This window comes from Luteimonas sp. e5 (assembly GCF_054031035.1).
On sequence record NZ_JBSTRX010000002.1, the window covers coordinates 345,336 to 369,991 of the forward strand.

The following is a 24,656-nucleotide window of genomic DNA, read 5'->3' on the forward strand; positions in this document are numbered from 1 at the left end:
CGGGCGGCGGACGCGGGCGAGGCCCCGCCCGCCGCGGGTTACAGCACGAAACGGGGCGCGGGTTCGGCCCCGATGAGATATGGCAGGTCGGTTTCAAACAACGATTCAGCCGCGCCGCCGTTGACGCCGGGACGGATCAGCACCGCCTCCATCACCGGCGACTGGCCGTGGATGACGAACAGGCGGCCACCGGGTGCGACCCAATCGAGGAAGCGCGCCGGCACTTCGGCCACCGCGCCGGTGACGCAGACCACGTCGTAGCGTTCGTGCGCCTGCCAGGCCAGGGCGTCGACGGTTTCCACGCTGACATTACCAAGGCCGAGCCCGGCCAGACGGCCCTCGGCACGGGTGGCCAGGGTGGGATCGATCTCCAGGCTGTGCACCGAGGCCGCCAGTTGCGCCAGGCAGGCGCTGAGGTAGCCCGAGCCGGTGCCTACTTCCAGCACCTTCTCGTTGGCCTGCGGCAGCAATCCCTGCAGGGTGCGGCCTTCGACCACCGGTTTCATCATGAACTGGTCGCCGCCCAGCGGCAGGGCAAGGTCGGCATAGGCCAGTTCACGGTGCGCGGGATCGACGAAGGCTTCGCGCGGAGTACGCCCGATCACGTCCAGCACCCGCGGATCCAGCACCTCCCACGGGCGAACCTGCTGTTCCACCATGTTTTCGCGGGCCTTGGCGTAATCGATGGTCATGGCGACACTCGTTGGCAGTGAACGGGACATTCTATCCGCCCGTGGGGGCAGAGTGCCCGTTGTGCGCGGCGGCGGAGAGTGCCGGAAGTCATCACTGCCCGCCACGCTTCGCCGCCGGCGTGAACGCGGCGAGGAACAGGTCGACCACGCTGTGCGCATGGCGCTCGAGTGCATCGGCATCGGGCAGGTCGGGGTGGCCGATCATCGCGCGTGCGTAGGGCTCGCCCTTGAGCAGGGCGAAGAAGTGCGACGCGGCCTGGGTCGGATCGTCGATCGCCAGCTCGCCGGCTTCGACGCGGCGCTGCAACAGCTCGGCCAGACCGTTCTGGATGCGCATCGGGCCGGCACTCCAGTAGCGCCGCACCAATGCCGGCGGCTGTGCCTGCGGCGCGCTCAGCATGCGTTGCGCGGCGATGGTGTCGGCATCGTTGACCATCGCCGAGAACGCCAGCGCGATCTGCAACAGGCGCGGGCGCAGCGGCATCTCGGGCGAGGGGTCGAACAGTTCCAGCGGCATTTCGCGCTCGCAATGCGCTTCCACCACCGCGGTGAGCAGGCCTTCCTTGTCGCCGAAGTGGCTGTACACGGTGAGCTTGGAGACACCGGCCAGCTGCGCGATCTGCTCCATGCTGGCGCCATCGAAGCCATGCGTGGCGAACAGCTGCGTGGCCGCGGCCAGCACCGCGGCACGCTTGGCCGGATCCTTGGGGCGGCCAAGGGCGGGACGCGCGGGGGCAGGGCGGGCAATGGCGTTCATGTGTCCAATAATAAACCGAGTGGTTCTTTAATTCGAATGCCGGGTCATTGCCGGGTACGCTTCGGCCGTTGCGCTGCCCGGCCGCGGGCCGCGCAGGTCAGCCCGCGGACAATGCGCGCAGCAGCGCGTCCGGGTCGGCGGCCAGCGGCTCGCCGCGTGCCGGGCGTGCCAAGCACTCGGCCAGCGCCGGCGGCAGTTCGATGCGGTGGCCGACCAGCGGCTCGACGATGCTCTCGAACTTGGCCGGGTGCGCGGTGGCCGCCACCGCCCACGGCCGCCGGTCGCCGGCATCGCGCACCTGCTGCAGCAATTGCAGGCCGCAGGCGGTATGCGGGCAGGGCACGATGCCGTGGCGCGCCGGCGCCGCGGTGATGGTGGCGCGGATCGCGGCATCGTCCACCGCCACTGCGCGGAATGCCGCGCGCAGCGCGTCATCGTCATGGCCGAACCAGTGGCGCAGGCGCTCGAAATTGCTTGGCGCGGCCACGTCCATGGCGTTGGCCAGGGTGGCGATGGTGGCGCCCGGTGCGTAGGCCGCGCCGGCGAAGAACCGCGGCAGGGTGTCATTGGCATTGCACGCCAGCGCGATCTCGCCGATCGGCGCCCCCATGGTGCGCGCCAGCCACGCGGCGGCGGCATTGCCGAGGTTGCCAGTGGGCACGATGAGATTGAGTGGCTGGCCGTGCGCGGCATGGAAGCGCAGCGCCGCATGCGCGTGATAGGCGGCCTGCGGCAGCAGCCGGCCGAGGCTGATGCTGTTGGCCGAGGTCAGGGCAAGGCGCTGCCGCAGTTCGACATCCCCCAGCAATGCCTTGGCCATGCGCTGGCAATCGTCGAAGCTGCCGGCCACGCGGAAGGCACGCACGTTGCCGCCCCAGCACTCCAATCCGTGCGCCTGGCGTGGCGAGACCTTGCCATGCGGGTAGAGGATCGCCACGTGGAAGCCCGGGCGGTTGTGGAAAGCGGCGGCGACCGCCGCGCCGGTGTCGCCGGAGGTGGCCACCAGCACCGTTCGCGGTGGCTCGTCGTCATCGCGCAGCGCGGACAGCGCGGCGGCGAGGAAGCGCGCGGCATAATCCTTGAACGCGGCGGTCGGGCCGTGGAACAGTTCCAGCAGGTAATCGCCGTCGCCGCGCATCGCGCGCAATGGCGCATCGAAGGCGAAAGCCTCGCTGCACAGCGCCAGCAGGGCGGCCTGCAGCGGGCTGCTTTCGAAATATGGCGTCAGCACGCGCAGCGCGGTGTCCGCCAAAGTCGCCCCATCATGGTCGGCTGCCGGCATGGCGGAGATGGCGTCGGGCACGTACAGGCCGCCATCCGCTGCCAGCCCGGCCTGCAGTGCCGCGTCGATGCCGACCGCCGCCTGCCCGCGGGTGCTGACGAACTTCATGCCAGCACTTCCGCGCGCGGCCCGGCGACGGGCGACACATGGGCGTGGGCGTGGATGCCGCCGTCGGTGAACGCCGCCCGCATCGCCGGGGCGGCCGCTTCGGCGGCGGCGCGGGTGGCAAACCAGGCAAACACGCTGGGACCACCGCCGGAAATGCTGGCACCGATCGCACCGTGTTGCAGTGCCGCCTGCTTGACCTCGGCGAAGCGCGGGATCAGTGGTGCGCGTCGCGGTTCGACCAGCACATCGTTCAGTCCTTCCGCGACCAGGGTCGCATCGCCCTCGCGCAGGCCGTGCAGGAACAGGGCCAGGTGCGTGGTTTGCGCCACCACGTCGGCCAGCGGGTACGGCGGCTCCAGCACCGCGCGCGAGGCGCGCGTTTCCAGCACCTGATCCGGGTGCACCACCACCGCGTGCCAGCCGGGCGGCGAAGGCAGTGCGATCAGCCGCTCGCGGGTGGTCATTGCCACGCCGCCAAGCAGCATCGGCCCGACGTTGTCGCCGTGCACGCTGCCGCTGGCGACCGATTCGCCGGCCAGTGCATGCGGGTACAGCGCCTCCCGCGACAGCGGCTGGTCGATCAGGGCGTTGGCCGCCACCAGCGCGGCCACGCAGGAAGCGGCCGATCCGCCGAGGCCGGAGCCGAGCGGAATCCCCTTGTGCAGGTGCAGGGCAAATCCGAATGGCAGGGCCAGCGCCTCGCGCAGCGCCAGAAGCGCCTGGCCGGCGGTATTGCGCGAGGCTTGCAGCGGGATGCGTTCGATGCCGGGGCTGTCGCCGTCGATGGCCTCGATCACCACCTGCGGGGCCTCGATGCGGCGCACGCTTGCGACATCACGCGGGCCGTCGATGCTGTGGCCGAGCAGGTCGAAGCCGATGCCGATGTTGCCGACGCTGGCGGGGGCGAATGCGGTGGCGGATGTGCGGCTCATGCGATGGCTCCGATGCTGCGCGCGATGTCGAGCATGTCGCCGAACACGCCGGCGGCGGTCACTTCGGCGCCGGCTCCCGGGCCCTGCACGACCAATGGATTCCCGGCATAGCGCTGGGTGTGGAACTGCACCAGATTGTCGGTCAGGCGGGTGTGCAGGCTGGCGTGGCCCGGCTCCGGCATGGTCAGGCCGACATGGGCCGAGCCGTCGGTGCGCAACTGCGCAAGGTAACGCAGTTGGCGCCCGGTCGCGCGCGCGGCTTGCAAACGTTCGTGCATCGGCTCGTCCAGCTCGCCGATGCGGGCGAGGAACTCATCCAGCGGCAGGTCGCGCAGCTGTTCGGGAACCAGGTTTTCGATGGCCACGTCGGCGAGGGAAAGGTCGCGGCCGGCCTCGCGCGCGAGGATCACCAGCTTGCGCGCCACGTCCATGCCGGACAGGTCTTCGCGCGGATCGGGCTCGGTGTAGCCCAGCTCGCGCGCCTTGAGCACCAGTTGCGAGAACGGCGTGCTGCCATCGAAGCGGTTGAACAGCCAGGCCAGGGTGCCCGAGAGTATGCCTTCCACCGCGACCAGCGCATCGCCGGTGTCCAGCAACGAGCGCAAGGTGGCGATCACCGGCAACCCGGCGCCCACGGTGGCCTCGTAGCGGAATGCACCGCCGTCGCGCTCGGCCGCGCGGATCGCCCGGTAGCGGGCGAGGTCGCCGCTGCCGGCGTGCTTGGACGGGGTCACCACGTGGATGCCGCGTGCCAGCCAGGCGGGGTAATGCGCGGCCACCGCATCCGAACCGCTGCAGTCCACGATCATCGCGTGCGGCAGGTGCTCGGCCTGGATGTGGTCGGCGAACGCGTCCAGGTCGAGGGGGACGCCCTCGGCCAGTGCCTGCGTGGCCAGGGTCGGGTCCAGCCTGCGGGGTTCCAGATGCATGCGGCGACTGTTGCCGATGCCGCGCAAGCGCAGATCGAGGCGCCGCCGCAGCCGCGGGTTGGCGGCGAAGCGGGGAATCGCATCGGCCAGTTGCGCCAGCAGTGCACCGCCGACGTTGCCCGCTCCAATCAGGCCGATCGATACCGTGGCCGGCGACAGCCAGAATGCGCTGTGCGCGGCGCGCAGCGCGCGTACCGCCTCGTCGGCGTCGATCGCCACCGAGATGTTGCGTTCGCTGGCGCCCTGCGCGATCGCGCGCACGTTGACACGTGCCTGCGCGAGGCCGGAAAACAACCGTGCGGACACGCCCGGGGTGCCGACCATGCCATCGCCGACCGCCGCCAGCACCGCGATGTTGCCGACCACCTTGACGTCGCCGATCGCGCCGCTGGCAAGTGCATCGGCGAAGGATTCGCGCACCGCTTCGCGCGCGGCTTCGGCCTGCGCCTGCGGGATCACGCAACAGATGGAGTGTTCGCTGGAGCCCTGGCTGATCATGGTCACCGACACGCCGACCGCATGCAGCGCCGCGAACAGGCGCTCGGCAGTGCCCGGCACGCCGATCATGCCGGCGCCGGACAGGTCCAGCAGCGCCAGCCCGTCGACGATGGTCAGCCCCTTGACCGGCGAGAGTGCCGGCTGCGAGGTGCGGGCAATCACGGTGCCCGGTGCGCTCGGATGGAAGGTGTTGCGGATGCGGATCGGCAGGTCGTGCCGGATCGCCGGCAGCATGGTGCGTGGATGCAGCACCTTGGCGCCGAAATAGGCCAGTTCGAGCGCTTCGGCATAGGACATCGAGTCCAGGCAGAACGCGTCCGGAACCAGCCGCGGGTCGGCACTGAGCACGCCGTCCACGTCGGTCCATACGGTCAGCTCGCGGGCAGCGAACAACACGCTGAAGATCGCGCCGGACCAGTCGCTGCCGTTGCGGCCCAGGGTGGTCGCGCGGCCGCTGCCATCGCGGCCAATGAATCCGGTGATGACCAGATTGCGTTGCGGGTGCGCCTCGCACCAGCGCGCCAGCCGCTCGCGGCTGCGCTCCCACTGCACTTCCGGGCCCAGTTCGCCATGGGAGACTTCCAGCACCTCGCGCGCGTCGAGCCGACCCCAGCCGGCGGCTTCGCCACCCAGCGCGAGTTGCAGCAGCCGCGAGGACCAGACCTCGCCCAGGCCCTGCACGGCATCCCGGTCGGCGCTGTCGGCGGTGCCGGCAGCGGCGATCGCCTGCAAGCGCGCGCGCAGTGCCGTCAGCTCCTGCATGAACCAGCGCGCGGAGCCTTGCGCATCGGCCGGGTCGAGTTCGGAGGCGGTATCGACGTGGCGGCGTGACAGGGCCAGGTAATCGGCTTGCCAGTCCTCGCCGGCCGCCGCCTTGCGGAGCAGGTCGATGAGTGCATCGGTGACCCCGTGCATCGCCGAAACCACCACGATCTTCGAGGCTTCGTCGAGCGTGAGCAGTTGTGCGACCAGACGGATGTGCGAAGCGTCGGCAAGGCTGCTGCCGCCGAACTTGTGGGCCTGGTCGATCGAAGGAAGCGGTTGTGGCATGGGGACTCCGTGTGGGCCCCGCCCGACCGGATGCGTGCCCCGCATCCGGTCCGGACGCGGGGCGGGGGTGGTCAATTCATCCCGACACGCACGTCCGCACCGACCGCGTAATGATCGTCGCGGTCATGGTGGTGCGGTTGCGTGCGTTGCAGGACATGTCAGGGATTGGACGGCCGCGGTGCGTGCGTGTCAATGCAGCTCAGTCACGCAGGGCCACGGCCGGGCAGTCGCGCTCGACCCGTGCCAGTACCGCGTCGGTCATCGCGCGGGTGCCCACGGCGTGACCGGCATCGGCCACGTCGGCGGTGAGAGTGCCCGCGTCCAGCGCCGCGGCAACCGCATCCTCGACACACAGCGCTTCCGCCTCCAGTCCCAGGGAGTGCCGGAGCAGCATCGCGGCGCTGAGGATCGCGCCGAGCGGGTTGGCGATGTCGCGGCCGGCGATGTCCGGCGCCGAGCCATGGATCGGTTCGTACAGGCCGCGACGACCCTGGCCAAGCGACGCCGAGGGCAGCAGGCCGAGCGAGCCGGCCAGCATCGCCGCCTCGTCGGTCAGGATGTCGCCGAACATGTTCTCGGTGACGATCACGTCATAGGCGCGCGGACGTGCGATCAGGTGCATGGCCATGGAGTCCACCAGCTGGTGTTCCAGGGTGACGTCGGGGAACTCGGAGGCCACCACGCGCGTGGCCACCTCGCGCCACAGGCGTGAGGTCTCCAGCACGTTGGCCTTGTCCACGCTGGTCAGGCGGCGGCTGCGGGCACGCGCCAGGGCGGCGGCGGCACGCACGGTGCGTTCGATCTCCTCGACCGTATAGGTGCAGGTGTCGCTGGCCGCGGTGTCGCTGCGGCTGCGCTCGCCGAAATAGATGCCGCCGGTCAGCTCGCGCACCACCATCAGATCCACGCCGGCCAGCAGATGCGGCTTGACCGGCGAGGCGTGCAGCCCCGCCGGGTGCGGACGCACCGGGCGCAGGTTGGCATACAGGCCCAGGCCCTTGCGCAGGTCCAGCAGGCCCTGCTCGGGGCGCAGTGTGGGATCGGTCCACTGCGGGCCGCCGACCGCGCCCAGCAGCACGGCGTCGGCCCTGCGGCAGGCCTGCAGCGTTGCCGCCGGCAGCGGCTCGCCGCAGGCGTCGATCGCCGCGCCACCGATTACGTGTTCATGCAGCGTGAACCGGTGCCCGTAGCGGGTGGCGATGGTATCCAGCACGCGCGCGGCGGCGCGGGTCACTTCAGGTCCGATGCCGTCGCCGGGCAGGACCACGATGTCAGCATGCATGGTGTGTCTCCTCGTAACGTTTGATTTCGGGAAGGCGGGCCAGCAGCCAGCCCAGTTCGTCCACGCCCTGCAGCAGGCAGGTGCGGGCGAACGCGTCCAGGGTGAACGGATGCACATCACCGGCCGGCGTGCGCAGCTGGCCGGCGGCGATGTCGATCAGCAATTCGTCGTCGGGGCGCTGCATCAGCGCCTGCACCACGGCTTCGGGCAGCACCACCGGCAGCAGCCCGTTCTTCAGCGCGTTGCCGCGGAAGATGTCGGCGATCTCGCTGCTGACCACCGCACGCAGGCCGAGGTCGCGCAGTGCCCAGGGGGCATGTTCGCGCGAGGAGCCGCAGCCGAAGTTGCGCCCGGCGATCAGGATCGAACGGCCGGCATTGGCCGCATCGTCGAACGGAAAGCCCGGTTGTCCGCGCCAGCCGGCGAACGCGTGTCGACCCAATCCCTCGCGTCGGGTGGTCGACAGGAAGCGCGCCGGGATGATCTGGTCGGTATCGATGTTGGTCTGCGGCAGCACCACCGCGCGCGAGCGGATTTCGCGGATTCCGGTACTCATGCCGCCGCCTCCGGAAGTTGGCGGGGATCGACGATGTGGCCGTGCACCGCGGCCCATGCCGCCACCGTGGGCGAGGCCAGCACGGTGCGTGCACCCGGCCCCTGGCGACCTTCGAAATTGCGGTTGGAGGTGGACACGGCCAGTTCGCCGGCGGCCACGTTGTCGCCGTTCATGCCGATGCACATGCTGCAGCCGGGTTCGCGCCATTGCGCGCCGGCTGCACGCACCACCTGATCGATGCCTTCGGCTTCGGCCGCCTGCTTGACCTGCGCGGAGCCGGGCACCACCAGCATGCGCACGCCGTTGGCCAGGGTGCGTCCGCGCAGCACCTGGGCGACCGCACGCAGGTCGCTCAGGCGGCCATTGGTGCAACTGCCCACGAACACCACATCCACCGGCATGCCGGTCATCGGCTGGCCGGCGTGGCTGCCCATGTAGTCGCGTGCGCGGGCGTCGGCCGGCGCCTGGCTGCTCGGCACTGGCGCGTCGATCGCGATCGCGGTGCCCGGGTGCGTGCCCCAGGTCACGGTGGGGCGGATGTCGGCGGCGTTGATGCGCACCTGCGCGTCGAACACCGCGCCTTCGTCACTGCGCAGCCGCGACCAGCGCGCGCACGCGGCATCGAAGGCATCGCCCTTGGGTGCGCGCGGGGTGCGTGCCAGGTAGGCGAAGGTGGTGGCGTCCGGAGCGACCATGCCGGCGCGTGCGCCGGCTTCGATCGACATGTTGCACAGGGTCATGCGTGCTTCCATGTCCATCGCGCGCACCGTCGAACCGCGGTATTCGATGACATGGCCGGTGCCGCCGTTGACCCCGATCACCCCGATCACGTGCAGGATCACGTCCTTGGCGCTCACTCCCGGCGCCAGCGTGCCCTCGATCTCGATCGCCATGGTCTTCGGCTTGCGTTGCAGCAGGCATTGCGTGGCCAGCACATGGCCGACCTCGCTGGTGCCGATGCCGAACGCCAGCGCACCGAACGCGCCGTGGGTGCTGGTATGGCTGTCGCCGCAGACGATGGTCATGCCCGGCTGGGTCAGGCCCAGCTCCGGCGCGATCACGTGCACGATGCCGTGGTGCGGCGAGTCGAAGTCGAACAGTTCGATGCCGTACTCGGCGCAGTTGGCGGCCAGTGTTTCCACCTGCAGGCGCGCCGCATCACTGTGGTAGGGCAGGTTGCCATCGGCGTTGGCCGGCAGCGTCGGCGTGGAATGATCCATGGTCGCGCGGGTGCGCTCGGGGCGATGCGGGCGCAGGCCGCGCGCCTTCAGTTCGGCAAAGGCCTGCGGGCTGGTGACCTCGTGGATCAGATGCAGGTCGATGTACAGCACGGCCGGGCTGTCGGCGCTTTCCGGCACGACCACGTGCGCGTCCCACAGCTTGTCGAACAGGGTGCGTGGAGCGTTCATGCGCGCATCGCCTCCCGGCGCGGTGCACCGCGTTGGCGCAGGATGCGGTTGGCCACGTCGAGCCAGGCCATGGCGCTGGCCTCGATCACGTCGCGGCTGGTGCCGCTGCCTTGGTACTCGACGCCCTCGTGGCTCACGCTGAGGTTGGCTTCGCCGCGCGCGCCGGCACCCAGGCCGACGCTGTGCACCTGGTAGCTTTCCAGTGCCAGCCGCACGCCGGTGGCGATGGCCAGCGCGGCAAACAACGCATCCACCGGGCCATCGCCGAGGGCCTCGCTGGATACCTTGTGCCCGTTCGGGTCGGACAGTTCGATCTGCGCGCTGGCGCGCTGGCCACGGTCGCTGACCGTCATCGAAGCCAGTCGCCAGCCCTGGCCGGGCATGTCGGCCTGGACCAGGCGCTCCAGGTCCGCATCGTCGACCACGCGCTGTTCCTCGCACAACGCCTTGAAGCGCGCAAACACGCCGTCCAGCTCGGCATCCTCCATGCGATAGCCGATGGCGGCGAGGCGGTGAGCGACCGCCGCGCGCCCGCTGTGGCGCCCCAGCACCAGCTTGGAGGCGGGCCAGCCCACGTCCTCGGGGCGCATGATTTCGTAGGTGTCGCGGTTGCGCAGCATGCCGTGCTGGTGGATGCCCGATTCGTGGGCAAAGGCGTTCTCGCCGACGATCGCCTTGTTGCGCTGCACCGGCATGCCGATCAGGCGCGTCAGCAATTTCGAGGTGGCGACCAGGCGTTCGCTGACGATGCGCGTATCGGCGTTGTAGAAGCCGTTGCGCACGCGCAGCGCCATCACGATTTCCTCCAGCGAGGCGTTGCCGGCACGCTCGCCGATGCCGTTGATCGAGCATTCGACCTGACGCGCACCGCCCTCGATGGCGGCCAGCGAGTTGGCCACCGCAAGGCCGAGGTCATCGTGGCAGTGCGCGCTGAACACCACCTCGCGCGCGCCGGGCACGGTGTGGATCAGGAAGCGGAACATCTCCCGCGACTCCTCCGGCGTGGCATAGCCCAGCGTGTCCGGCACGTTGATGGTGGTGGCGCCGCTGGCGATCGCCACTTCCACCGCCTGCGCGAGGAAATCGCGCTCGGTGCGGGTGCCGTCCTCCGGCGAGAACTCCACGTCGTCGAAATAACGACGCGCCATCGCCACATGCGTGCCGATGGCGTCCAGCACCTGCTCGCGGCTCATGCGCAGCTTGTGCTCGCGGTGCAGCGGGCTGGTGGACAGGAACACGTGCAGGCGCGGCCTGCGTGCCCCTTCCAGCGCACGTGCGGAGGCTTCGATGTCGCTGGCCACGCAGCGCGAAAGCACGCACAGGGTAGTGTCCGCGGACAGGTCGCGGGCGATCAGCGCGGTGGCCTCGCGATCGGATTGCGAGCTGGCCGGAAAACCGGCCTCGATGATGTCCACGCCGAGCTCGGCCAGGGCGCGTGCGAACACATGCTTCTGTTGCGGGGTCATGCTGCAGCCGGGTGACTGCTCGCCGTCGCGCAGGGTGGTATCGAAGATCCGTACGGTATCGCCGCGCGGAGCGGTGGTGGTGGGGCTCATGCGGGCAGCTCCTGTGGATGTTGGTTTGTTCGTGTCGATGCCAAGGGGTGGGGACGCGGTGTCAGGCGCGCGATGTCCACCTCCGGTGCGGGATGCGATGCACGCGCGCGCGGGCCGCGCGGCGTGGTGTTTGCCGGCGCCTGCGTCTCGCGCATGCGCCGGCGCGGTCGGCGCGGTGGCCGCGGGCGGATGTCGGTCAGCAATCGCGAGAGCACCGGCGCGTCGATGTTGCCGCCGGAGACCACGGCCACCTTGCGCCGGCTGGCGACCCGCCTTCCGGCCGCCAGTGCCAGTGCACCGGCACCCTCGGCGATCAGGTGTTCTTCCATGATCAGGCGGACCATGGTTTCCTTCAGCTCGGCTTCGCGCACGATGACCACGTCATCCAGTGCATCGCGCAGCAGGCGACGGGTCAGCAGGCCCGGCTCCCTGACCCGGGTGCCATCGGCCAGGGTCAGCGCCGGCTCCGGTGACGGCGCTTCGCCGCGCAGGATCCGCGCCATCGCGTCCACGCCCTCGACCTGTGCACCGACGATGCGCACGCCCTGTGCCTTCAGCGCGAGGATCATGCCGGCGGCCAGTCCGCCGCCGCCGATCGGCACCAGCACCACGTGCGGCGCGAACGCGGACAGTTCCAGCCCGACCGTGCCCTGACCGGCGATCACGTCCGGGTCGTCGAAGGCCGACAGCAGGCGAAAGCCATGCTTGGCGGCCAGTTCGGCGGCGAACGCCTTGGCTTCGTCATAGCTGTTGCCATGCTGGCGCACCGTGGCGCCCCAGTGGGCGACACCGGCCACCTTGGTCTCGGGCGCGCTGTCGGGCATCACCGTGATCACCGGCTGGCCCAGGCGATAGCCGGCCCAGGCCAGGCCCTGCGCATGGTTGCCGGCCGAGGCGGCGATCACCGGGCGATCATCGCCGCGCTCGCGTGCGGCCAGCAGCGCATTGAGCGCGCCGCGCACCTTGTACGAACCGGTGCGCTGCAGGTTCTCCAGCTTCAGCCAGCAGCCGAAGCGTTCGGCATGGTGCAGCGGCGTCGGCTCCAGGTAGCGGCGCAGACGTGCCTGTGCGGCCAGCACGTCGTGCACGCCGACTTCGGGGGGTGCCGCCACGGGCGCGGCATCGCGGCGTGGCGAGGGGGCACGAGCGGTGGTGGCGGCGGCGTGCGGCATGTTCAAACCGTCGTCAGCCAGTGTGCAAACCCCGGCTCTTCGCCACGCACCACGCGGCCGTAGCGTTCGGCCAGTGCCCGCGTGACCGGGTTGTCGCCATAGGCATGACCCTCGACCCGGGTGATCGGGGCCACTTCGGCCGCGGTCCCGCAGGCGAACACCTCGTCGGCGGCGAACAACTCTTCCAGCGTGACCTTGCGCGAAGCGGCACCGCTCAGCCGGATCAGCGTGTCGCGGGTGATTCCGGGCAGTGCGTCGGGATGCTCGACCGCGGTCAGGACGCCATCCTTGACGATGAACACGTTGGCGCCGGTACACTCCACCACGCAACCGTCGCGGTCGACGAACAGGGCTTCCTCGAAGCCGCGTTGCCTCGCCTCGCGCTTGGCCAGGATCGAGTTGACATAGCCGCCGCACAGCTTCAGTGGCGGCAGCGAGTCCGCCGGGTTGCGCCGCCAGGTGGAGATGCCGACGCTGGCGCGTTCGCCGCCCAGGTGCACGCGGGTGGCACTGGTGGCGACCATCAAATGGGTGGGATGCCCTTCCACGTCCAGTCCGAAGCCACCTTCGCCAACCCAGGCCAGCGGGCGGATGTAGGCATCGCGGTGGCCATTGGCGCGCAGCGTGGCCAGTACTGCCTCCTGCGCGCGGGCGACATCCAGCGCCATGCCCAGCAGTTCCGCGCCGCGACGCATGCGCTCCAGGTGCTCGGGCAGGCGGAACACGGCGGCGCCTTCGGCGGTGGCATAGGCACGGATGCCCTCGAACACGCCACTGCCGTAATGCAGCGCATGGGTGGTCAGGTCGGCCTGCCGCGCAGCCGCGTCGACCAGTTCGCCATCGAACCAGAGCATGGTGGTGCCGGAGGCGGGTTCGGGCGTGCTCGCCGGCGGCTGCACGGCCTGTGCTGCGGGATTGCTCAGGGACACGGGGAAACCTCCACTTGCAGGCAGTCGTAAAGTTTTGCCAGTTGCGTGCGCAGGCCATCGGCACCGCGCTCGCCTTCCACCGTCATGCGCAGCCGCCAGCATTCGTCACCGGCATCGGCCTCGCCATCGACGGCCAGCGGGCGGTAGCCGCGGCGCTCGGTGGTGCCCAGCACGCGGGCCAGCGCGCCCTCGGCCTGGCGCAGGGTCAGGTCCAGCCGGTAACGCGCGGGTGCAGGAGTGTCAGGCGGCATGGACGGCCTCCCTGGGAGTGGCGGTGGCATCCGCCACGGCGTCGGCCTCGGGGTCGAGCATCTGCGCGTTGTTGTGGTTGGGCGGCACCAGTGGCCAGACATTGGCAGCGGTGTCGATGGCCACGTGCAACAGGGCCGGCCCGGGTGCGGCCAGCAGTGCAGCCAGTGCGTCGTCGACTGCCTCGGCGCGATCCACCTGCAGGGTCTGCAGGCCGAAGGCCGCCGCCATCGCGGCGAAGTCCGGGTTGTCGGACAGGTCGATCTCCGAGTAACGCTTTTCGAAGAACAGCTCCTGCCACTGCCGCACCATGCCCAGCGCCTGATTGTCCAGCAGCACGATCTTGACCGGCAGGCCGTAACGGCGAAGGGTGGCCAGCTCCTGCACGTTCATCAGGAACGAGCCGTCGCCACTGACGCAGATCACCTGCGCGCGCGGGTCCTGCAGTTGCGCGCCGACTGCCGCCGGCAAGCCGAAGCCCATTGCGCCCAGCGCGCCGCTGGTGAGGTGGTTGCGCGGCGATTGCAGCCGCCAGTGCTGTGCCACCCACATCTGGTGCTGGCCGACATCGCAGCACACGAAGGCATGCGGGGCCTGTTCGGACAGGCGCTTGAGCAGTGCCGGTGCATACACCGATTCGCCCGGCGCGTCGTAGCGGGCCGCGAAGCGCAGCCGGCGTTCGTCGCAGGTCCGCGCCCAGTCACGTCGCGCCTGGCCATGACGGCCGGCCATCTGCGCGGCGACCGCCGGGCCGAGGCGCGCCAGACTGGTCGCGATGTCGCCGCACACGCCGACATGGGTGTGCCGCAGCTTGCCGATTTCGCAGGCGTCCGCATCGATGTGCACGATGCGTGCATCCGGTGCGAACTCGGCCAGCTTGCCGGTGGCGCGGTCGTCGAAGCGCGCGCCGACCACGATCAGCAGATCCGACTCCTGCACCGCGATGTTGGCCGCACGGCTGCCGTGCATGCCGAGCATGCCGAGGTTGCACGGATGCTCGCTGGGCAGTGCGCCCAGTCCCTTGAGGGTGAGCACGGTGGGCAGGCCGGTCAGGTCCACGAACTCGCGGAAGGCTTCCAGCGCATCGCCCAGCACGATGCCGCCGCCGCCGTAGACGACCGGCCGCCGTGCCTGCGAGATCAGCGCCGCGGCCGCATGCAGGGCGTGCTCGGCCGCGGCCGGCACCGGCTCCACGGGCAGCGGGCGATGCCGTGCCAGATGCGAGGCATCGGCCAGCTGCACGTCCTTGGGCAGGTCGACCAGCACCGGGCCGGGACGGCCGCTGCGGGCGATGCGGAATGCTTCGGCCACCATCATCGGCAACTCATCCACGCTGCGCGCGATGAAGCTGTGCTTGACCACCGGCATGGTCATGCCGAACACGTCCAGCTCCTGGAAGGCGTCGGTGCCCATCAGCCCGGTCGGCACCTGGCCGGTGAACACCACCATCGGCACCGAATCCAGCAGCGCATCGGCGATGCCGGTCACCAGATTCGAGGCGCCGGGGCCGGAGGTGGCCACGCACACGCCGACCTTGCCGCTGGCGCGGGCGTAGCCATTGGCCGCGAATGCCGCGCCCTGCTCGTGCCGTACCAGGATATGGCGCAGGTTCACGCCATCGGCATTCACCCGATGCAGCGCATCGTAGAAGGGCATGATGGTGCCGCCCGGGTAGCCGAACAGCGTGTCCACGCCCTCGATCACCAGGGCATCGGCCAGCCACTGTGCACCGTTGCAGGGCGCATCCATGTCAGGCCGCCCGGGTCTGCGGTGTCGCCACCGGCGTGGCCGGCGCGTCCAGCCACTTCATCGTGCTGCGCAGGCGCTTGCCGACTTCTTCGATCGGGTGATCCAGGTCGGCCTGTTTCATCGCCTTGTACTGCGGGTTGCCGGCGGCGTACTCGGCGATCCACTGGCGCGCGAAGGTGCCGTCCTGGATTTCGCTCAGGATCTTCTTCATCTGCGCGCGGGCGTGGTCGTCGATGACGTAGGGGCCACGGGTCAGGTCGCCGTACTGCGCGGTTTCGCTGATGAACTCGTGCATGCGGGTGATGCCGCCCTCGTACAGCAGGTCGACGATCAGCTTCAGTTCGTGCAGGCATTCGTAATAGGCGATTTCGGGTTGGTAACCGGCTTCGACCAGGGTTTCCCAACCGGCCTGCACCAGCTTGGTCGCGCCGCCGCACAGCACCGCCTGCTCGCCGAACAGGTCGGTTTCGGTTTCTTCCTTGAAGGTGGTGCGGATCGCGTTCTGGCGCGCGCCGCCGATGCCCGCGCAGTAGGCCAGCGCCAGCGCCTCGGCGTTGCCGCTTTGGTCCTGGTGCACCGCGTACACGCTGGGCACGCCACGGCCGATCTCGTACTCGCGGCGCACCAGCGCGCCGGGGCCCTTGGGTGCCACCAGCACCACGTCCAGGTCCGCGCGCGGTTCGATCTGCCCGTAGTGGACGTTGAAGCCGTGCGCGAACAGCAGGCAGGCGCCTTCGCGCATGGCTGGTGCGACGTGATCGGCGTACAGCGCCGGCTGCACCATGTCCGGGGTCAGGATGGCGACGATGTCGGCATTGGCCGCTGCCTCGGCCACCGGCCTGGGCTTGAAGCCGTCGGCTTCGGCCTTGTGCCAGGTCGGGCCACCCGGGCGCAGGCCGACGGTGACGTCGAAGCCGGAGTCGCGCAGGTTGAGCGCGTGCGCGCGGCCCTGGCTGCCGTAACCGATGATCGCGATGCTGGGCTTGGTGCTCATGGAAATCCTCGTTGCGTGGAAGGGAGGGGAAAACGGGGTTGCAGTCATGGGAGAGGGCAACAAAAAACCCCGCACCTGGTCGGTGCGGGGTTTTCTGGTTCCTTGCGTGTGTCGTTGCTGCTTACACGATCGGCCGTCCCGCACCTGTGGGCGAGGTAATAAGGACGAGCACGAGAATCGACGCCGCGGCAGGCGTCGTGGTCGAGGTGTGTGGCAGGGGATTGCGGTGGTGCAGCATGGATTTCACGGGAACACGTCTTGATCGACTTGTCAAGCACCCGGCGAAAAAGGGTAATGTCCGTGGAGCGCGGACGTGCCTTCCGCTTCACGATCCGGATGGCGGGAACGCACGCAACCCACTGATTCCAAGGCCTTAAAGCCCATGCCCGATTACCGTTCGAAGACCTCCACCCATGGCCGCAACATGGCCGGCGCGCGCGCGTTGTGGCGCGCCACCGGCATGCGCGATGACGATTTCCGCAAACCGATCATCGCCATCGCCAACTCGTTCACCCAATTCGTGCCGGGGCATGTGCACCTGAAGGACATGGGCCAGCTGGTGGCGCGGCAGATCGAACGGGTCGGTGGCGTGGCCAGGGAGTTCAACACCATCGCGGTGGACGACGGCATCGCCATGGGTCATGACGGCATGCTGTATTCGCTGCCCAGTCGCGAGTTGATCGCGGACGCGGTGGAATACATGGCCAATGCGCACTGCGCCGACGCATTGGTGTGCATCTCCAACTGCGACAAGATCACCCCGGGTATGCTGATGGCGGCGCTGCGCCTGAACATCCCGGCGATATTCGTCTCCGGTGGCCCGATGGAAGCCGGCAAGACACGGCTGGCGGGCGCGGCCGACGGGCGCAAGCTGGACCTCATCGATGCCATGGTGATGGCGGCGGATGCCTCGGCAAGCGACGAGGAGGTGGCGGCGGTGGAGCGCAGTGCCTGCCCCACCTGCGGTTCGTGCAGTGGCATGTTCACGGCCAACTCGATGAACTGCCTGACCGAAGCGATGGGCCTGTCCTTGCCGGGCAACGGCACCCTGCTGGCCACGCATGCCGACCGCAAGGCGCTGTTCGAGCGTGCCGGCACCACCATCGTCGAGCTGTGCCATCGCTGGTACGGCGCGGAGGATGCCCGCGCGCTGCCGCGCGGCATCGCCACCTTCGCCGCGTTCGAGAACGCGATGGCGCTGGACATCGCCATGGGCGGTTCGACCAATACCATCCTGCACCTGCTGGCCGCGGCGCAGGAGGCCGGCGTGGACTTCACCATGCGTGACATCGACCGGCTTTCACGCAAGGTGCCGCAATTGTGCAAGGTGGCACCGAACACGCAGCGCTACCACGTCGAGGACGTGCATCGTGCCGGCGGGGTGATGGCGATCCTCGGCGAGCTGGCGCGTGGCGGCCTGCTCGACACCTCGGTGCCCACCGTGCATGCGCCGAGCCTGGGCGATGCGCTGGCACGCTGGGACATCGCCGGCAACGACGATGCCGATGTGGCGACTTTCTACAAGGCCGGGCCGGCCGGCATCCCCACGCAGACCGCGTTCAGCCAGGCCACGCGCTGGGACACGCTGGACACGGACCGTGCCGAAGGCTGCATCCGCGACATGGCGCATGCGTATTCCAGCGAGGGCGGACTGGCCGTGCTGTACGGCAACCTTGCGGTCGATGGCTGCGTGGTCAAGACCGCCGGCGTGAATGCGTCGATCCATGTGTTCGAAGGCCGCGCGCGCGTGTACGAAAGCCAGGACGCGGCGGTGGAGGCGATCCTTGCCGACCAGGTGCAGCCCGGAGACGTGGTGGTGATTCGCTACGAAGGCCCGAAGGGGGGGCCGGGCATGCAGGAGATGCTGTATCCCACGAGCTACCTGAAGTCGAAGGGGTTGGGCACGCAATGCGCCTTGCTGACCGATGGCCGCTTCTCCGGTGGCACCTCCGGGCTGAGCATCGGCCATGTCTCGCCGGAAGCGGCAGCAGGCGGCACGATCGGGCTGGTGCACGACGGCGATCGCATCCGCATCGACATCCCGGCGCGCAGCATCGAGCTGCTGATCGACGAGGCGGAACTGGCGCGGCGTCGTGCGGCGCAGGATGCCGCCGGCTGGAAGCCGGCACAACCGCGCGCGCGCAAGGTCAGCCTGGCGCTGAAGGCGTACGCGTTGCTGGCGACCAGTGCCGACAAGGGCGCGGTGCGCAATCGCGCCATGCTCGAGGCCGACTGAGCGCGCGCCACTGTGGTCTAATGCCCGGTGAAGCGGGGGTACCGGGCCATGCGGCCCGGTTGAGACAGTCCCTTGGAACCTGATCGGGTTGAGACCCGCGTAGGGAAGCTTCGCGAGCCTTGGCCTGCCCGCACTCCGCTTCATCGCCATCCCGCGCCCGGTGCGCCCCCGTTTTCGAGGACGACGATGAACGCCATTCCCGCCAGCGAGCTGCTGCGCCAGACCGAACAACTCTCCGCCGATGTCACCCGGCCGATCCCCGGCTCGCGCAAGATCCATGTCGAGGGCAGCCAGCCCGGCGTACGCGTGCCGATGCGCGAGATCGTGCTGGACAAGACCCCGACCCTGTTCGGCGGCGAGGACAATGCGCCGGTCACGGTGTACGACTGCTCCGGCCCGTACACCGACCCCGAAGCGCATATCGATCTGGCGCAGGGGCTGCCGCCGCTGCGTGCGGCGTGGATCGAAGCGCGCGGCGACAGCGAACAGCTGCCCGGCATCACTTCGGAGTTCGGCCGTGCGCGCGAGCACGACGCCAAGCTGGCACATGTGCGCTTCCCCAACCGGCCGAGGCCGCGCCGGGCGATGGCCGGCAACAACGTCACCCAGATGCACTACGCCAGGCGCGGCATCATCACCCCGGAGATGGAGTTCGTCGCCATCCGCGAGAACCAGCGGCTGGAGGCGGTGCGCGAGGCGCATCTGCTGAACCAGCATCCGGGCCAGTCCTTCGGTGCCAGCATCCAGCAGGCGATCACCCCGGAATTCGTGCGCGAGGAGATCGCCCGCGGCCGCGCCATCCTGCCCAACAACCTCAACCACCCGGAAAGCGAGCCAATGATCATCGGCCGCAACTTCCTGACCAAGATCAACGCCAACATCGGCAACTCGGCGGTGTCCTCGGGCATTGCCGAGGAAGTGGAAAAGCTGGTGTGGGCGATCCGCTGGGGCGCGGACACGGTGATGGACCTGTCCACCGGCAAGCACATCCATGAAACCCGCGAGTGGATCCTGCGCAACTCGCCGGTGCCGATCGGCACCGTGCCGATCTACCAGGCGCTGGAGAAGGTCGATGGCCGTGCCGAGGAACTGACCTGGGAAATCTTCCGCGACACCCTGATCGAACAGGCCGAGCAGGGCGTGGACTACTTCACCATCCACGCCGGCGTGCTGCTGCGCTACGTGCCGCTGACCGCCAAACGCGTCACCGGGATTGTCAGCCGCGGTGGCTCGATCCTCGCCAAGTGGTGCCTGGCGCATCACAAGGAGAACTTCCTCTACACCCACTTCGAGGAGATCTGCGAAATCATGAAGGCCTACGACGTGGCCTTCTCGCTGGGCGACGGCCTGCGTCCCGGCTCGCTGGCCGATGCCAACGACGCCGCGCAGTTCGGCGAACTGGAAACCCTGGGCGAACTGACGAAGATCGCGTGGAAGCACGACGTGCAGACCATGATCGAAGGCCCCGGCCACGTGCCGATGCAGCTGATCAAGGAAAACATGGACAAGCAGCTGGCTGAATGCGGCGAAGCGCCGTTCTACACCCTCGGCCCGCTGACCACCGACATCGCGCCCGGCTACGACCACATCACCAGCGCCATCGGTGCGGCGATGATCGGCTGGTACGGCACCGCGATGCTGTGCTACGTCACGCCCAAGGAGCATCTGGGCCTGCCCAACCGCGAGGACGTGCGCGAAGGCATCATGGCCTACAAGATCGCCGCCCACGCCGCGGATCTGGCCAAGGGCCACCCCGGTGCGCAGGTGCGCGACAACGCCCTGTCCAAGGCGCGTTTCGAGTTCCGCTGGCAGGACCAGTTCCACCTCGGTCTGGATCCCGAACGGGCGATGGAATACCACGACGAAACCCTGCCCAAGGACGCGCACAAGCAGGCCCACTTCTGCTCCATGTGCGGCCCGCACTTCTGCTCGATGAAGATCACCCAGGACGTGCGCGACTACGCCGCCGAGCATGGCCTGAGCGAAGAGGACGCGCTCAAGGCCGGCATGGCCGAAAAGGCCGCCGAGTTCCGCGACGCCGGCGCCGAGGTGTACCGGCCGGAGTGAATGAGCACCGCCATTGCCGCGCGCGTTCGGTGAACAGCGGACAACACCGTGCCCAGGCGGTGGCGATATTCAAGCGGCATTGAGCCACGGTGCTTACACTCGGAAGCATGAACCCTTGGGGAATTGGAGACTCGCCATGCGAAACCTGACCCGCCACCTGCGCCCGTTGCTCGTTGCCTTCGCAGCCGCCGTGCTGCTGGCCGCCTGTGCCAGCGGGCCGACGGTGCGCACCGATTACGACCCCGGCGCCAACTTCGCCCAGTACCGCACCTGGGGCTGGTACCAGCCAATCGCCATGGAACAGGCCGGCTATTCGACCTGGATCAGCGACCGCATCAAGGCCAACGTGCAGCGCGAGATGGAAGCGCGCGGTTATCGCTACACGGAAACCTCGCCCGACCTGCAGGTCAACTTCCAGGCCTTCACCCAGGAGCGCTCGGACTTCTACACCATGCCGCGCAGCGACATCGCGTGGTTCTACAGCTACCGCGCACGCAGCTACGTGGCGGTGCCGGTGTGGTATGACGAAGCCCGCGTCAGCCGTTACACCGAGGGCACGCTGACCATCGACCTGGTCGATGCCAAACAGAACCGCATGGTGTGGACCGGCGATGCCATCGGCCGCGTGGTGCGGCGCAAGCCGGAGGAGCGTGCTGCCGACATCGATGCATCGGTCGGTGCGATCTTCGCCAAGTATCCGTACCAGGCCGGCAGCGGCCAGCCGTTGCCGTTGCCGGGCCGCTGAGCGCACGCGCCCATCGCGGCAAACAGCAAGGCCCCGCAGTGATGCGGGGCCTTTTCATGTCGGTGGCCGGCGTCAGTCGAGGCGTCCGAAGCGGCCGCTGCGCAGGTCATGCAGGGCCTGCGCGATGTCGGCCTGGCGGGTCATCACGAACGGGCCGTGGCCGACCACCGGCTGCTGCAGCGGCGCGCCGGATAGCAGCAGCAGGCGCACCGCCTCGTCCGCGGCGATGCGCACCCGCTCCCCGGCATGCGCGAAGGTCGCCATGTGCTGTGGTGGCAGGTCGGCTTCGCCATTGAGCCGTGCCGCGCCATCGAGCGCGACCAGCAGCAGACTCCAGCCTTCGGGTTGCTGCAGCTCGAAATCCGCACCTGCCGCGAGGCGCAGCTCGCCCACGCGCATCGGGCTGAAGGTGTGCGCCGGTCCGCGCTGGCCGGCGAACTCGCCGGCGACCAGACGCAGCGTGCCGGCGCCATCGGGCAGTTCGAGCAGCGGGATGTCGGCGGCAGTGATGGCCTGATAGCCGGGTGCGGTCATCTTTCGCGCGGCCGGCAGATCGACCCACAACTGCGCCATTTCGAACGCGCCGCCGGCATCGCTGTAGGCGCGCGAGTGGAACTCCTCGTGCAGGATGCCGCCGCCGGCGGTCATCCACTGCACGTCGCCGGGGCCGATCACGCCGCCCTGGCCGGTGGAATCGCGGTGTGCGACTTCGCCGCTGAAGGCGAAGGTCACCGTCTCGAAGCCGCGGTGCGGATGCACGCCGACGCCGCGCGGCGGGCCGGGGTTGGGCTCGAAGTGACCAAGTGGCGCGTAATCGAGCAGCAGGAACGGGCTGCGCAGCTCGACCCCGGGCTGGCGGTAGTCGAACACGCTGCGCATCGGGAAGCCGTCGCCGACCCAGTGCGGCGGGGCGGAGGCGGTGATCGAGGCGATGGCTTTGAGCGGCATGGCGGTGCAGGCAGAGAGGGAGGCCTCCAGCATGCCGGCAGTGGCGCCGAGCGCCAAGCGCACCGGCGCATCGCAGTGTTGCGGGCATGGCACGCGGCGTCTGCCGCGTGGCGGGGCTCAGAATGCCGGGCGCTGGTCCTCGGGGATGGCCTGGAAGCGCTGGATCGCATCACTGAGTATCGCGCGCGCTTCCTCGGCATTGCCCCAGCCGTCGAGCTTGACCCACTTGCCGTCTTCGAGGTCCTTGTAGTGCTGGAAGAAGTGGCCGATGCGCTCCAGCCAGTGGCCGCTGACATGGTCGATGTCGCGCACGTGGGTGTAACCGGCGAAGGTCTTGTCCACCGGTACCGCGAGCAACTTTTCGTCGCTGCCGGCTTCGTCGGACATCTTCAGCACGCCCACCGGGCGGCAGCGGATCACGCTGCCCGGTACCAGCGGCAGCGGCAGGATCACCATCACGTCGGCGGGGTCGCCGTCGCCGCACAGGGTGTTCGGCACGTAGCCGTAATTGCACGGGTAGCGCATCGGCGTGGACAGGATGCGGTCGACGAAGATCGCGCCGGTGTCCTTGTCCACCTCGTACTTGACCGGTTCGGCATCCTTCTGGATTTCGATGATGACGTTGATTTCCTCCGGCGGGTTGTTTCCGGTGGTGACGAGGTCCAGGCCCATCGGGCGACTCCATGAGTGCAATTCGGGGCGCCCATTCTAAGCCCTGCTGCGACGCACAAAAAACGGCGGCCCGCAGGCCGCCGTCGAGGAGTGCCGTGCTACGTTCAGCCGCGCGACGGCGGACCGCCGTCCTTGCGCTCCAGGTATTGCTGCGCCCAGCGCTCGGTGACCCGGCCCGCGGCGTGGCGCCCGCCAACGCCGAAGGCGATCGCCACCGCGACCGCGACTGCGCCCAGCACCAGGGCGAAGGCGAGGTTGACGATGTCGTCGGCGATGCCCATCGCGCGCAGGCCCATCGCCACCACCAAGCCGAGAATGCCGATGCGCGCGATGCGCGAGAGACCGACCGCGTTGTTCGGGTTGGCGCGCTGGATCGCTTCGGCGGCGAGGTTGGCCAGCCAGTAGCCGACCACGAAGATCACCAGGCCAAGCAGGATGTCCGCACCGAAGGCGATGAAGGTTGCCAGCAGGTCGCGCACGCCGGCGAAGCCGAGCAGGTCGGCGGCCTCGACGGTGGCGAACAGCATGATGAAGAACAGCGCCAGCTTGCCGATGAAGCCCGACAGCGAGGTCGTCGCGCGGCTGACCGCGGGCAGGTCGGGCGAGGTGGTCGGGTCGGCCGCCACCACGACGGAGGGTGCCGGGCCGTCACTGGCCGTGGTGGTGCCGGGCAGCGCTGCCGGCGTGGTCGGCGCGGGTGCGGCGAAGGCATGGCCGAGGCCGAGGCGCTCGGGCAGCCGGTCCAGGCCCAGCGAGTTGAGCAGGCGGGTGATCAGGCTGGCGACGAAGCGGCCGATGTACCAGGCCAGCAGCAGGATCGCGGTCGCGGCGAGGATCGCCGGCACCGAGGACACCATGATGTCCAGCATGTGCGTCAGCGGCGCCGAGATCGCGCTGATGTGCAGCGCATCGAGCGCGGCGATCAGCGCCGGCACGAACACCGCGATGAAGGCCAGCGTGCCACCGAGCTGCGAGAGCTTGAGATCGCGCGTGCCTTCGCTGCCGGCGGCGAAGCGATCGACCCCGGTCGCGCTGAGCAGGTTCACCACCAGGCCGCGCACCACCTTGGCGATGACCCAGCCGAGCACGCCGATGACCACCGCGACGAAGATGTTGGGCAGCATGCCGACCACGGTGGTGGTCATCTCGGTCAGCGGGCCCATCAGCCCTTCGATGCGCAGCACGCCGACGATGGCGGGCAGGAACAGCAGCAGCACCAGCCAGTAGGCGACGTTGCCCATGCTCGCCGACACCGGCGGCATTTCCGCGCCTTCGGACAGCTTCTCGTCGAGCCGGGTGGCGTCCAGCGCGCGGTTCACCAGCGAGCGCACCACGGTCGCCACGATCCACGCCAAGGCGGCCAGTGCCAGCGCGAGCAGGATGCGCGGCAGGTATTCGAGGATGGTGGCGACCAGCACCGACAGCGGCCCGTAGACGCCATCCACGTTGAACACGCTGAACATGCCGAGCAGCGCCAGCAGCAGCACGAACCAGAACACGAGCCGGGCGGCGAGCTTCTCGTAGTTGAAATCGCGGCCTTCGACGTTGGTCGTGCCCGCGGTGGCGCCGTTCAGGCGGCGATTGAGGCCGAGCGCGTTGAGGCCGCGGCGGGTACCGGCCGACAGCGCCAGCGCGACCAGCCAGCCGATCAGCAGGATGGCCAGACCGCCGAGCAGATGCGGCAGGTAGGTACCGAGCGAGTTCTGCAGGGTGACCTGCCATGGCTCATGCACGGTGACCGGCATGGGTTGGACGGAAAGCATGGGCGCGCTCCGAAAGACGGTGGTATGGGGTCTTCACGCTAACGCGCGTTTCGTGAATCGGGCGTCGGCATCACATGATCG

The 24,656-nt window shown here is 69.2% G+C and carries 20 protein-coding genes and 1 riboswitch; of the genes, 3 read left to right on the plus strand and 17 right to left on the minus strand.

Going from position 1 to position 24,656, the window contains the following annotated elements:
• Positions 1–38 precede the first annotated feature (38 nt).
• The 14 genes from ACW11F_RS07080 to ilvC all read right to left on the minus strand — a co-directional run bounded on the left by ACW11F_RS07080 (position 39) and on the right by ilvC (position 16,150).
• Positions 39–692: a protein-L-isoaspartate O-methyltransferase family protein gene (locus tag ACW11F_RS07080; protein ID WP_456996212.1), complete on the minus strand. Its 654-nt coding sequence runs from the start codon at positions 690–692 to the stop codon at positions 39–41.
• Positions 693–783: 91 nt separating this feature from the next.
• The gene (locus ACW11F_RS07085; protein WP_456996213.1) at positions 784–1,449 is read right to left on the minus strand and encodes a TetR/AcrR family transcriptional regulator; all 666 of its coding nucleotides are present in this window, start codon (positions 1,447–1,449) and stop codon (positions 784–786) included.
• Positions 1,450–1,546: 97 nt separating this feature from the next.
• Positions 1,547–2,839, minus strand: coding sequence for a threonine synthase (gene thrC / locus ACW11F_RS07090; protein WP_456996214.1), 1,293 nt, complete (start codon positions 2,837–2,839; stop codon positions 1,547–1,549).
• A complete protein-coding gene (locus ACW11F_RS07095; RefSeq protein ID WP_456996215.1) occupies positions 2,836–3,771 on the minus strand; it encodes a homoserine kinase in 936 nt (311 codons plus the stop codon). The genes thrC and ACW11F_RS07095 overlap by 4 nt, the downstream gene beginning before the upstream one ends.
• Positions 3,768–6,248: a bifunctional aspartate kinase/homoserine dehydrogenase I gene (gene thrA, locus ACW11F_RS07100; RefSeq protein WP_456996216.1), complete on the minus strand. Its 2,481-nt coding sequence runs from the start codon at positions 6,246–6,248 to the stop codon at positions 3,768–3,770. The genes ACW11F_RS07095 and thrA overlap by 4 nt, the downstream gene beginning before the upstream one ends.
• A 199-nt stretch (positions 6,249–6,447) precedes the next feature.
• The gene (gene leuB / locus ACW11F_RS07105) at positions 6,448–7,530 is read right to left on the minus strand and encodes a 3-isopropylmalate dehydrogenase (RefSeq protein WP_456996217.1); all 1,083 of its coding nucleotides are present in this window, start codon (positions 7,528–7,530) and stop codon (positions 6,448–6,450) included.
• A complete protein-coding gene (leuD, locus tag ACW11F_RS07110) occupies positions 7,520–8,086 on the minus strand; it encodes a 3-isopropylmalate dehydratase small subunit (RefSeq protein WP_456996218.1) in 567 nt (188 codons plus the stop codon). The genes leuB and leuD overlap by 11 nt, the downstream gene beginning before the upstream one ends.
• Positions 8,083–9,495, minus strand: a complete 1,413-nt coding sequence (gene leuC, locus ACW11F_RS07115; protein WP_456996219.1) for a 3-isopropylmalate dehydratase large subunit — start codon at positions 9,493–9,495, stop codon at positions 8,083–8,085. Before leuC ends, leuD begins: the two co-directional genes overlap by 4 nt.
• A complete protein-coding gene (locus tag ACW11F_RS07120; RefSeq protein WP_456996220.1) occupies positions 9,492–11,051 on the minus strand; it encodes a 2-isopropylmalate synthase in 1,560 nt (519 codons plus the stop codon). The genes leuC and ACW11F_RS07120 overlap by 4 nt, the downstream gene beginning before the upstream one ends.
• Entirely contained in the window at positions 11,048–12,223 is a 1,176-nt protein-coding gene (locus tag ACW11F_RS07125; protein WP_456996221.1) for a threonine dehydratase, read from the minus strand. Before ACW11F_RS07125 ends, ACW11F_RS07120 begins: the two co-directional genes overlap by 4 nt.
• Positions 12,224–12,225: 2 nt before the next feature.
• A complete protein-coding gene (gene ilvE / locus ACW11F_RS07130) occupies positions 12,226–13,152 on the minus strand; it encodes a branched-chain-amino-acid transaminase (RefSeq protein WP_456996222.1) in 927 nt (308 codons plus the stop codon).
• A complete protein-coding gene (locus ACW11F_RS07135; RefSeq protein WP_456996223.1) occupies positions 13,143–13,403 on the minus strand; it encodes an ACT domain-containing protein in 261 nt (86 codons plus the stop codon). The genes ilvE and ACW11F_RS07135 overlap by 10 nt, the downstream gene beginning before the upstream one ends.
• Positions 13,393–15,150 (minus strand): acetolactate synthase 2 catalytic subunit, encoded by a 1,758-nt coding sequence (gene ilvG, locus ACW11F_RS07140; RefSeq protein WP_456996224.1) that lies wholly within the window; start codon positions 15,148–15,150, stop codon positions 13,393–13,395. Before ilvG ends, ACW11F_RS07135 begins: the two co-directional genes overlap by 11 nt.
• A gap of 1 nt (position 15,151) precedes the next feature.
• Positions 15,152–16,150 carry a ketol-acid reductoisomerase gene (gene ilvC, locus ACW11F_RS07145; protein ID WP_456996570.1) on the minus strand — a complete coding sequence of 333 codons (999 nt, stop codon included), beginning with the start codon at positions 16,148–16,150 and terminating at the stop codon, positions 15,152–15,154.
• Positions 16,151–16,526: 376 nt separating this feature from the next.
• On the opposite strand from ilvC, the gene ilvD reads away from it, so the two are divergent.
• The 3 genes from ilvD to ACW11F_RS07160 all read left to right on the plus strand — a co-directional run bounded on the left by ilvD (position 16,527) and on the right by ACW11F_RS07160 (position 21,192).
• Positions 16,527–18,380: a dihydroxy-acid dehydratase gene (gene ilvD / locus ACW11F_RS07150; protein ID WP_456996225.1), complete on the plus strand. Its 1,854-nt coding sequence runs from the start codon at positions 16,527–16,529 to the stop codon at positions 18,378–18,380.
• Positions 18,381–18,404: 24 nt separating this feature from the next.
• Positions 18,405–18,504: riboswitch (TPP riboswitch) on the plus strand.
• Positions 18,505–18,566: 62 nt separating this feature from the next.
• Positions 18,567–20,447, plus strand: coding sequence for a phosphomethylpyrimidine synthase ThiC (gene thiC / locus ACW11F_RS07155; protein WP_456996227.1), 1,881 nt, complete (start codon positions 18,567–18,569; stop codon positions 20,445–20,447).
• Positions 20,448–20,583: 136 nt separating this feature from the next.
• Complete coding sequence (locus ACW11F_RS07160; protein WP_456996228.1) at positions 20,584–21,192, plus strand: DUF4136 domain-containing protein; 609 nt, start codon at positions 20,584–20,586, stop codon at positions 21,190–21,192.
• 72 nt (positions 21,193–21,264) lie between these two features.
• Here ACW11F_RS07160 and ACW11F_RS07165 read toward each other — a convergent pair whose 3' ends face one another.
• The 3 genes from ACW11F_RS07165 to ACW11F_RS07175 form a co-directional block, all read right to left on the minus strand.
• Positions 21,265–22,140, minus strand: coding sequence for a pirin family protein (locus tag ACW11F_RS07165; protein ID WP_456996229.1), 876 nt, complete (start codon positions 22,138–22,140; stop codon positions 21,265–21,267).
• A 117-nt stretch (positions 22,141–22,257) separates the two neighbouring features.
• Entirely contained in the window at positions 22,258–22,812 is a 555-nt protein-coding gene (ppa, locus tag ACW11F_RS07170) for an inorganic diphosphatase (protein ID WP_456996230.1), read from the minus strand.
• A gap of 104 nt (positions 22,813–22,916) precedes the next feature.
• Positions 22,917–24,575: a mechanosensitive ion channel gene (locus tag ACW11F_RS07175; protein WP_456996231.1), complete on the minus strand. Its 1,659-nt coding sequence runs from the start codon at positions 24,573–24,575 to the stop codon at positions 22,917–22,919.
• Positions 24,576–24,656: the final 81 nt, after the last annotated feature.

What these genes read in the sequence shown, in the direction of transcription:
- ACW11F_RS07120 (WP_456996220.1), bottom strand. Translation starts at nt 11,051, where the DNA reads ATGAGCCCCACCACCACCGCTCCGCGCGGCGATACCGTACGGATCTTC.
- leuB (WP_456996217.1), bottom strand. Translation starts at nt 7,530, where the DNA reads ATGCATGCTGACATCGTGGTCCTGCCCGGCGACGGCATCGGACCTGAA.
- ilvD (WP_456996225.1), top strand. Translation starts at nt 16,527, where the DNA reads ATGCCCGATTACCGTTCGAAGACCTCCACCCATGGCCGCAACATGGCC.
- leuC (WP_456996219.1), bottom strand. Translation starts at nt 9,495, where the DNA reads ATGAACGCTCCACGCACCCTGTTCGACAAGCTGTGGGACGCGCACGTG.
- ACW11F_RS07160 (WP_456996228.1), top strand. Translation starts at nt 20,584, where the DNA reads ATGCGAAACCTGACCCGCCACCTGCGCCCGTTGCTCGTTGCCTTCGCA.
- ilvG (WP_456996224.1), bottom strand. Translation starts at nt 15,150, where the DNA reads ATGGATGCGCCCTGCAACGGTGCACAGTGGCTGGCCGATGCCCTGGTG.
- thiC (WP_456996227.1), top strand. Translation starts at nt 18,567, where the DNA reads ATGAACGCCATTCCCGCCAGCGAGCTGCTGCGCCAGACCGAACAACTC.
- ACW11F_RS07085 (WP_456996213.1), bottom strand. Translation starts at nt 1,449, where the DNA reads ATGAACGCCATTGCCCGCCCTGCCCCCGCGCGTCCCGCCCTTGGCCGC.
- ACW11F_RS07095 (WP_456996215.1), bottom strand. Translation starts at nt 3,771, where the DNA reads ATGAGCCGCACATCCGCCACCGCATTCGCCCCCGCCAGCGTCGGCAAC.
- thrA (WP_456996216.1), bottom strand. Translation starts at nt 6,248, where the DNA reads ATGCCACAACCGCTTCCTTCGATCGACCAGGCCCACAAGTTCGGCGGC.
- ACW11F_RS07125 (WP_456996221.1), bottom strand. Translation starts at nt 12,223, where the DNA reads ATGCCGCACGCCGCCGCCACCACCGCTCGTGCCCCCTCGCCACGCCGC.
- thrC (WP_456996214.1), bottom strand. Translation starts at nt 2,839, where the DNA reads ATGAAGTTCGTCAGCACCCGCGGGCAGGCGGCGGTCGGCATCGACGCG.
- ACW11F_RS07135 (WP_456996223.1), bottom strand. Translation starts at nt 13,403, where the DNA reads ATGCCGCCTGACACTCCTGCACCCGCGCGTTACCGGCTGGACCTGACC.
- ppa (WP_456996230.1), bottom strand. Translation starts at nt 22,812, where the DNA reads ATGGGCCTGGACCTCGTCACCACCGGAAACAACCCGCCGGAGGAAATC.
- leuD (WP_456996218.1), bottom strand. Translation starts at nt 8,086, where the DNA reads ATGAGTACCGGAATCCGCGAAATCCGCTCGCGCGCGGTGGTGCTGCCG.
- ACW11F_RS07165 (WP_456996229.1), bottom strand. Translation starts at nt 22,140, where the DNA reads ATGCCGCTCAAAGCCATCGCCTCGATCACCGCCTCCGCCCCGCCGCAC.
- ACW11F_RS07080 (WP_456996212.1), bottom strand. Translation starts at nt 692, where the DNA reads ATGACCATCGATTACGCCAAGGCCCGCGAAAACATGGTGGAACAGCAG.
- ACW11F_RS07175 (WP_456996231.1), bottom strand. Translation starts at nt 24,575, where the DNA reads ATGCTTTCCGTCCAACCCATGCCGGTCACCGTGCATGAGCCATGGCAG.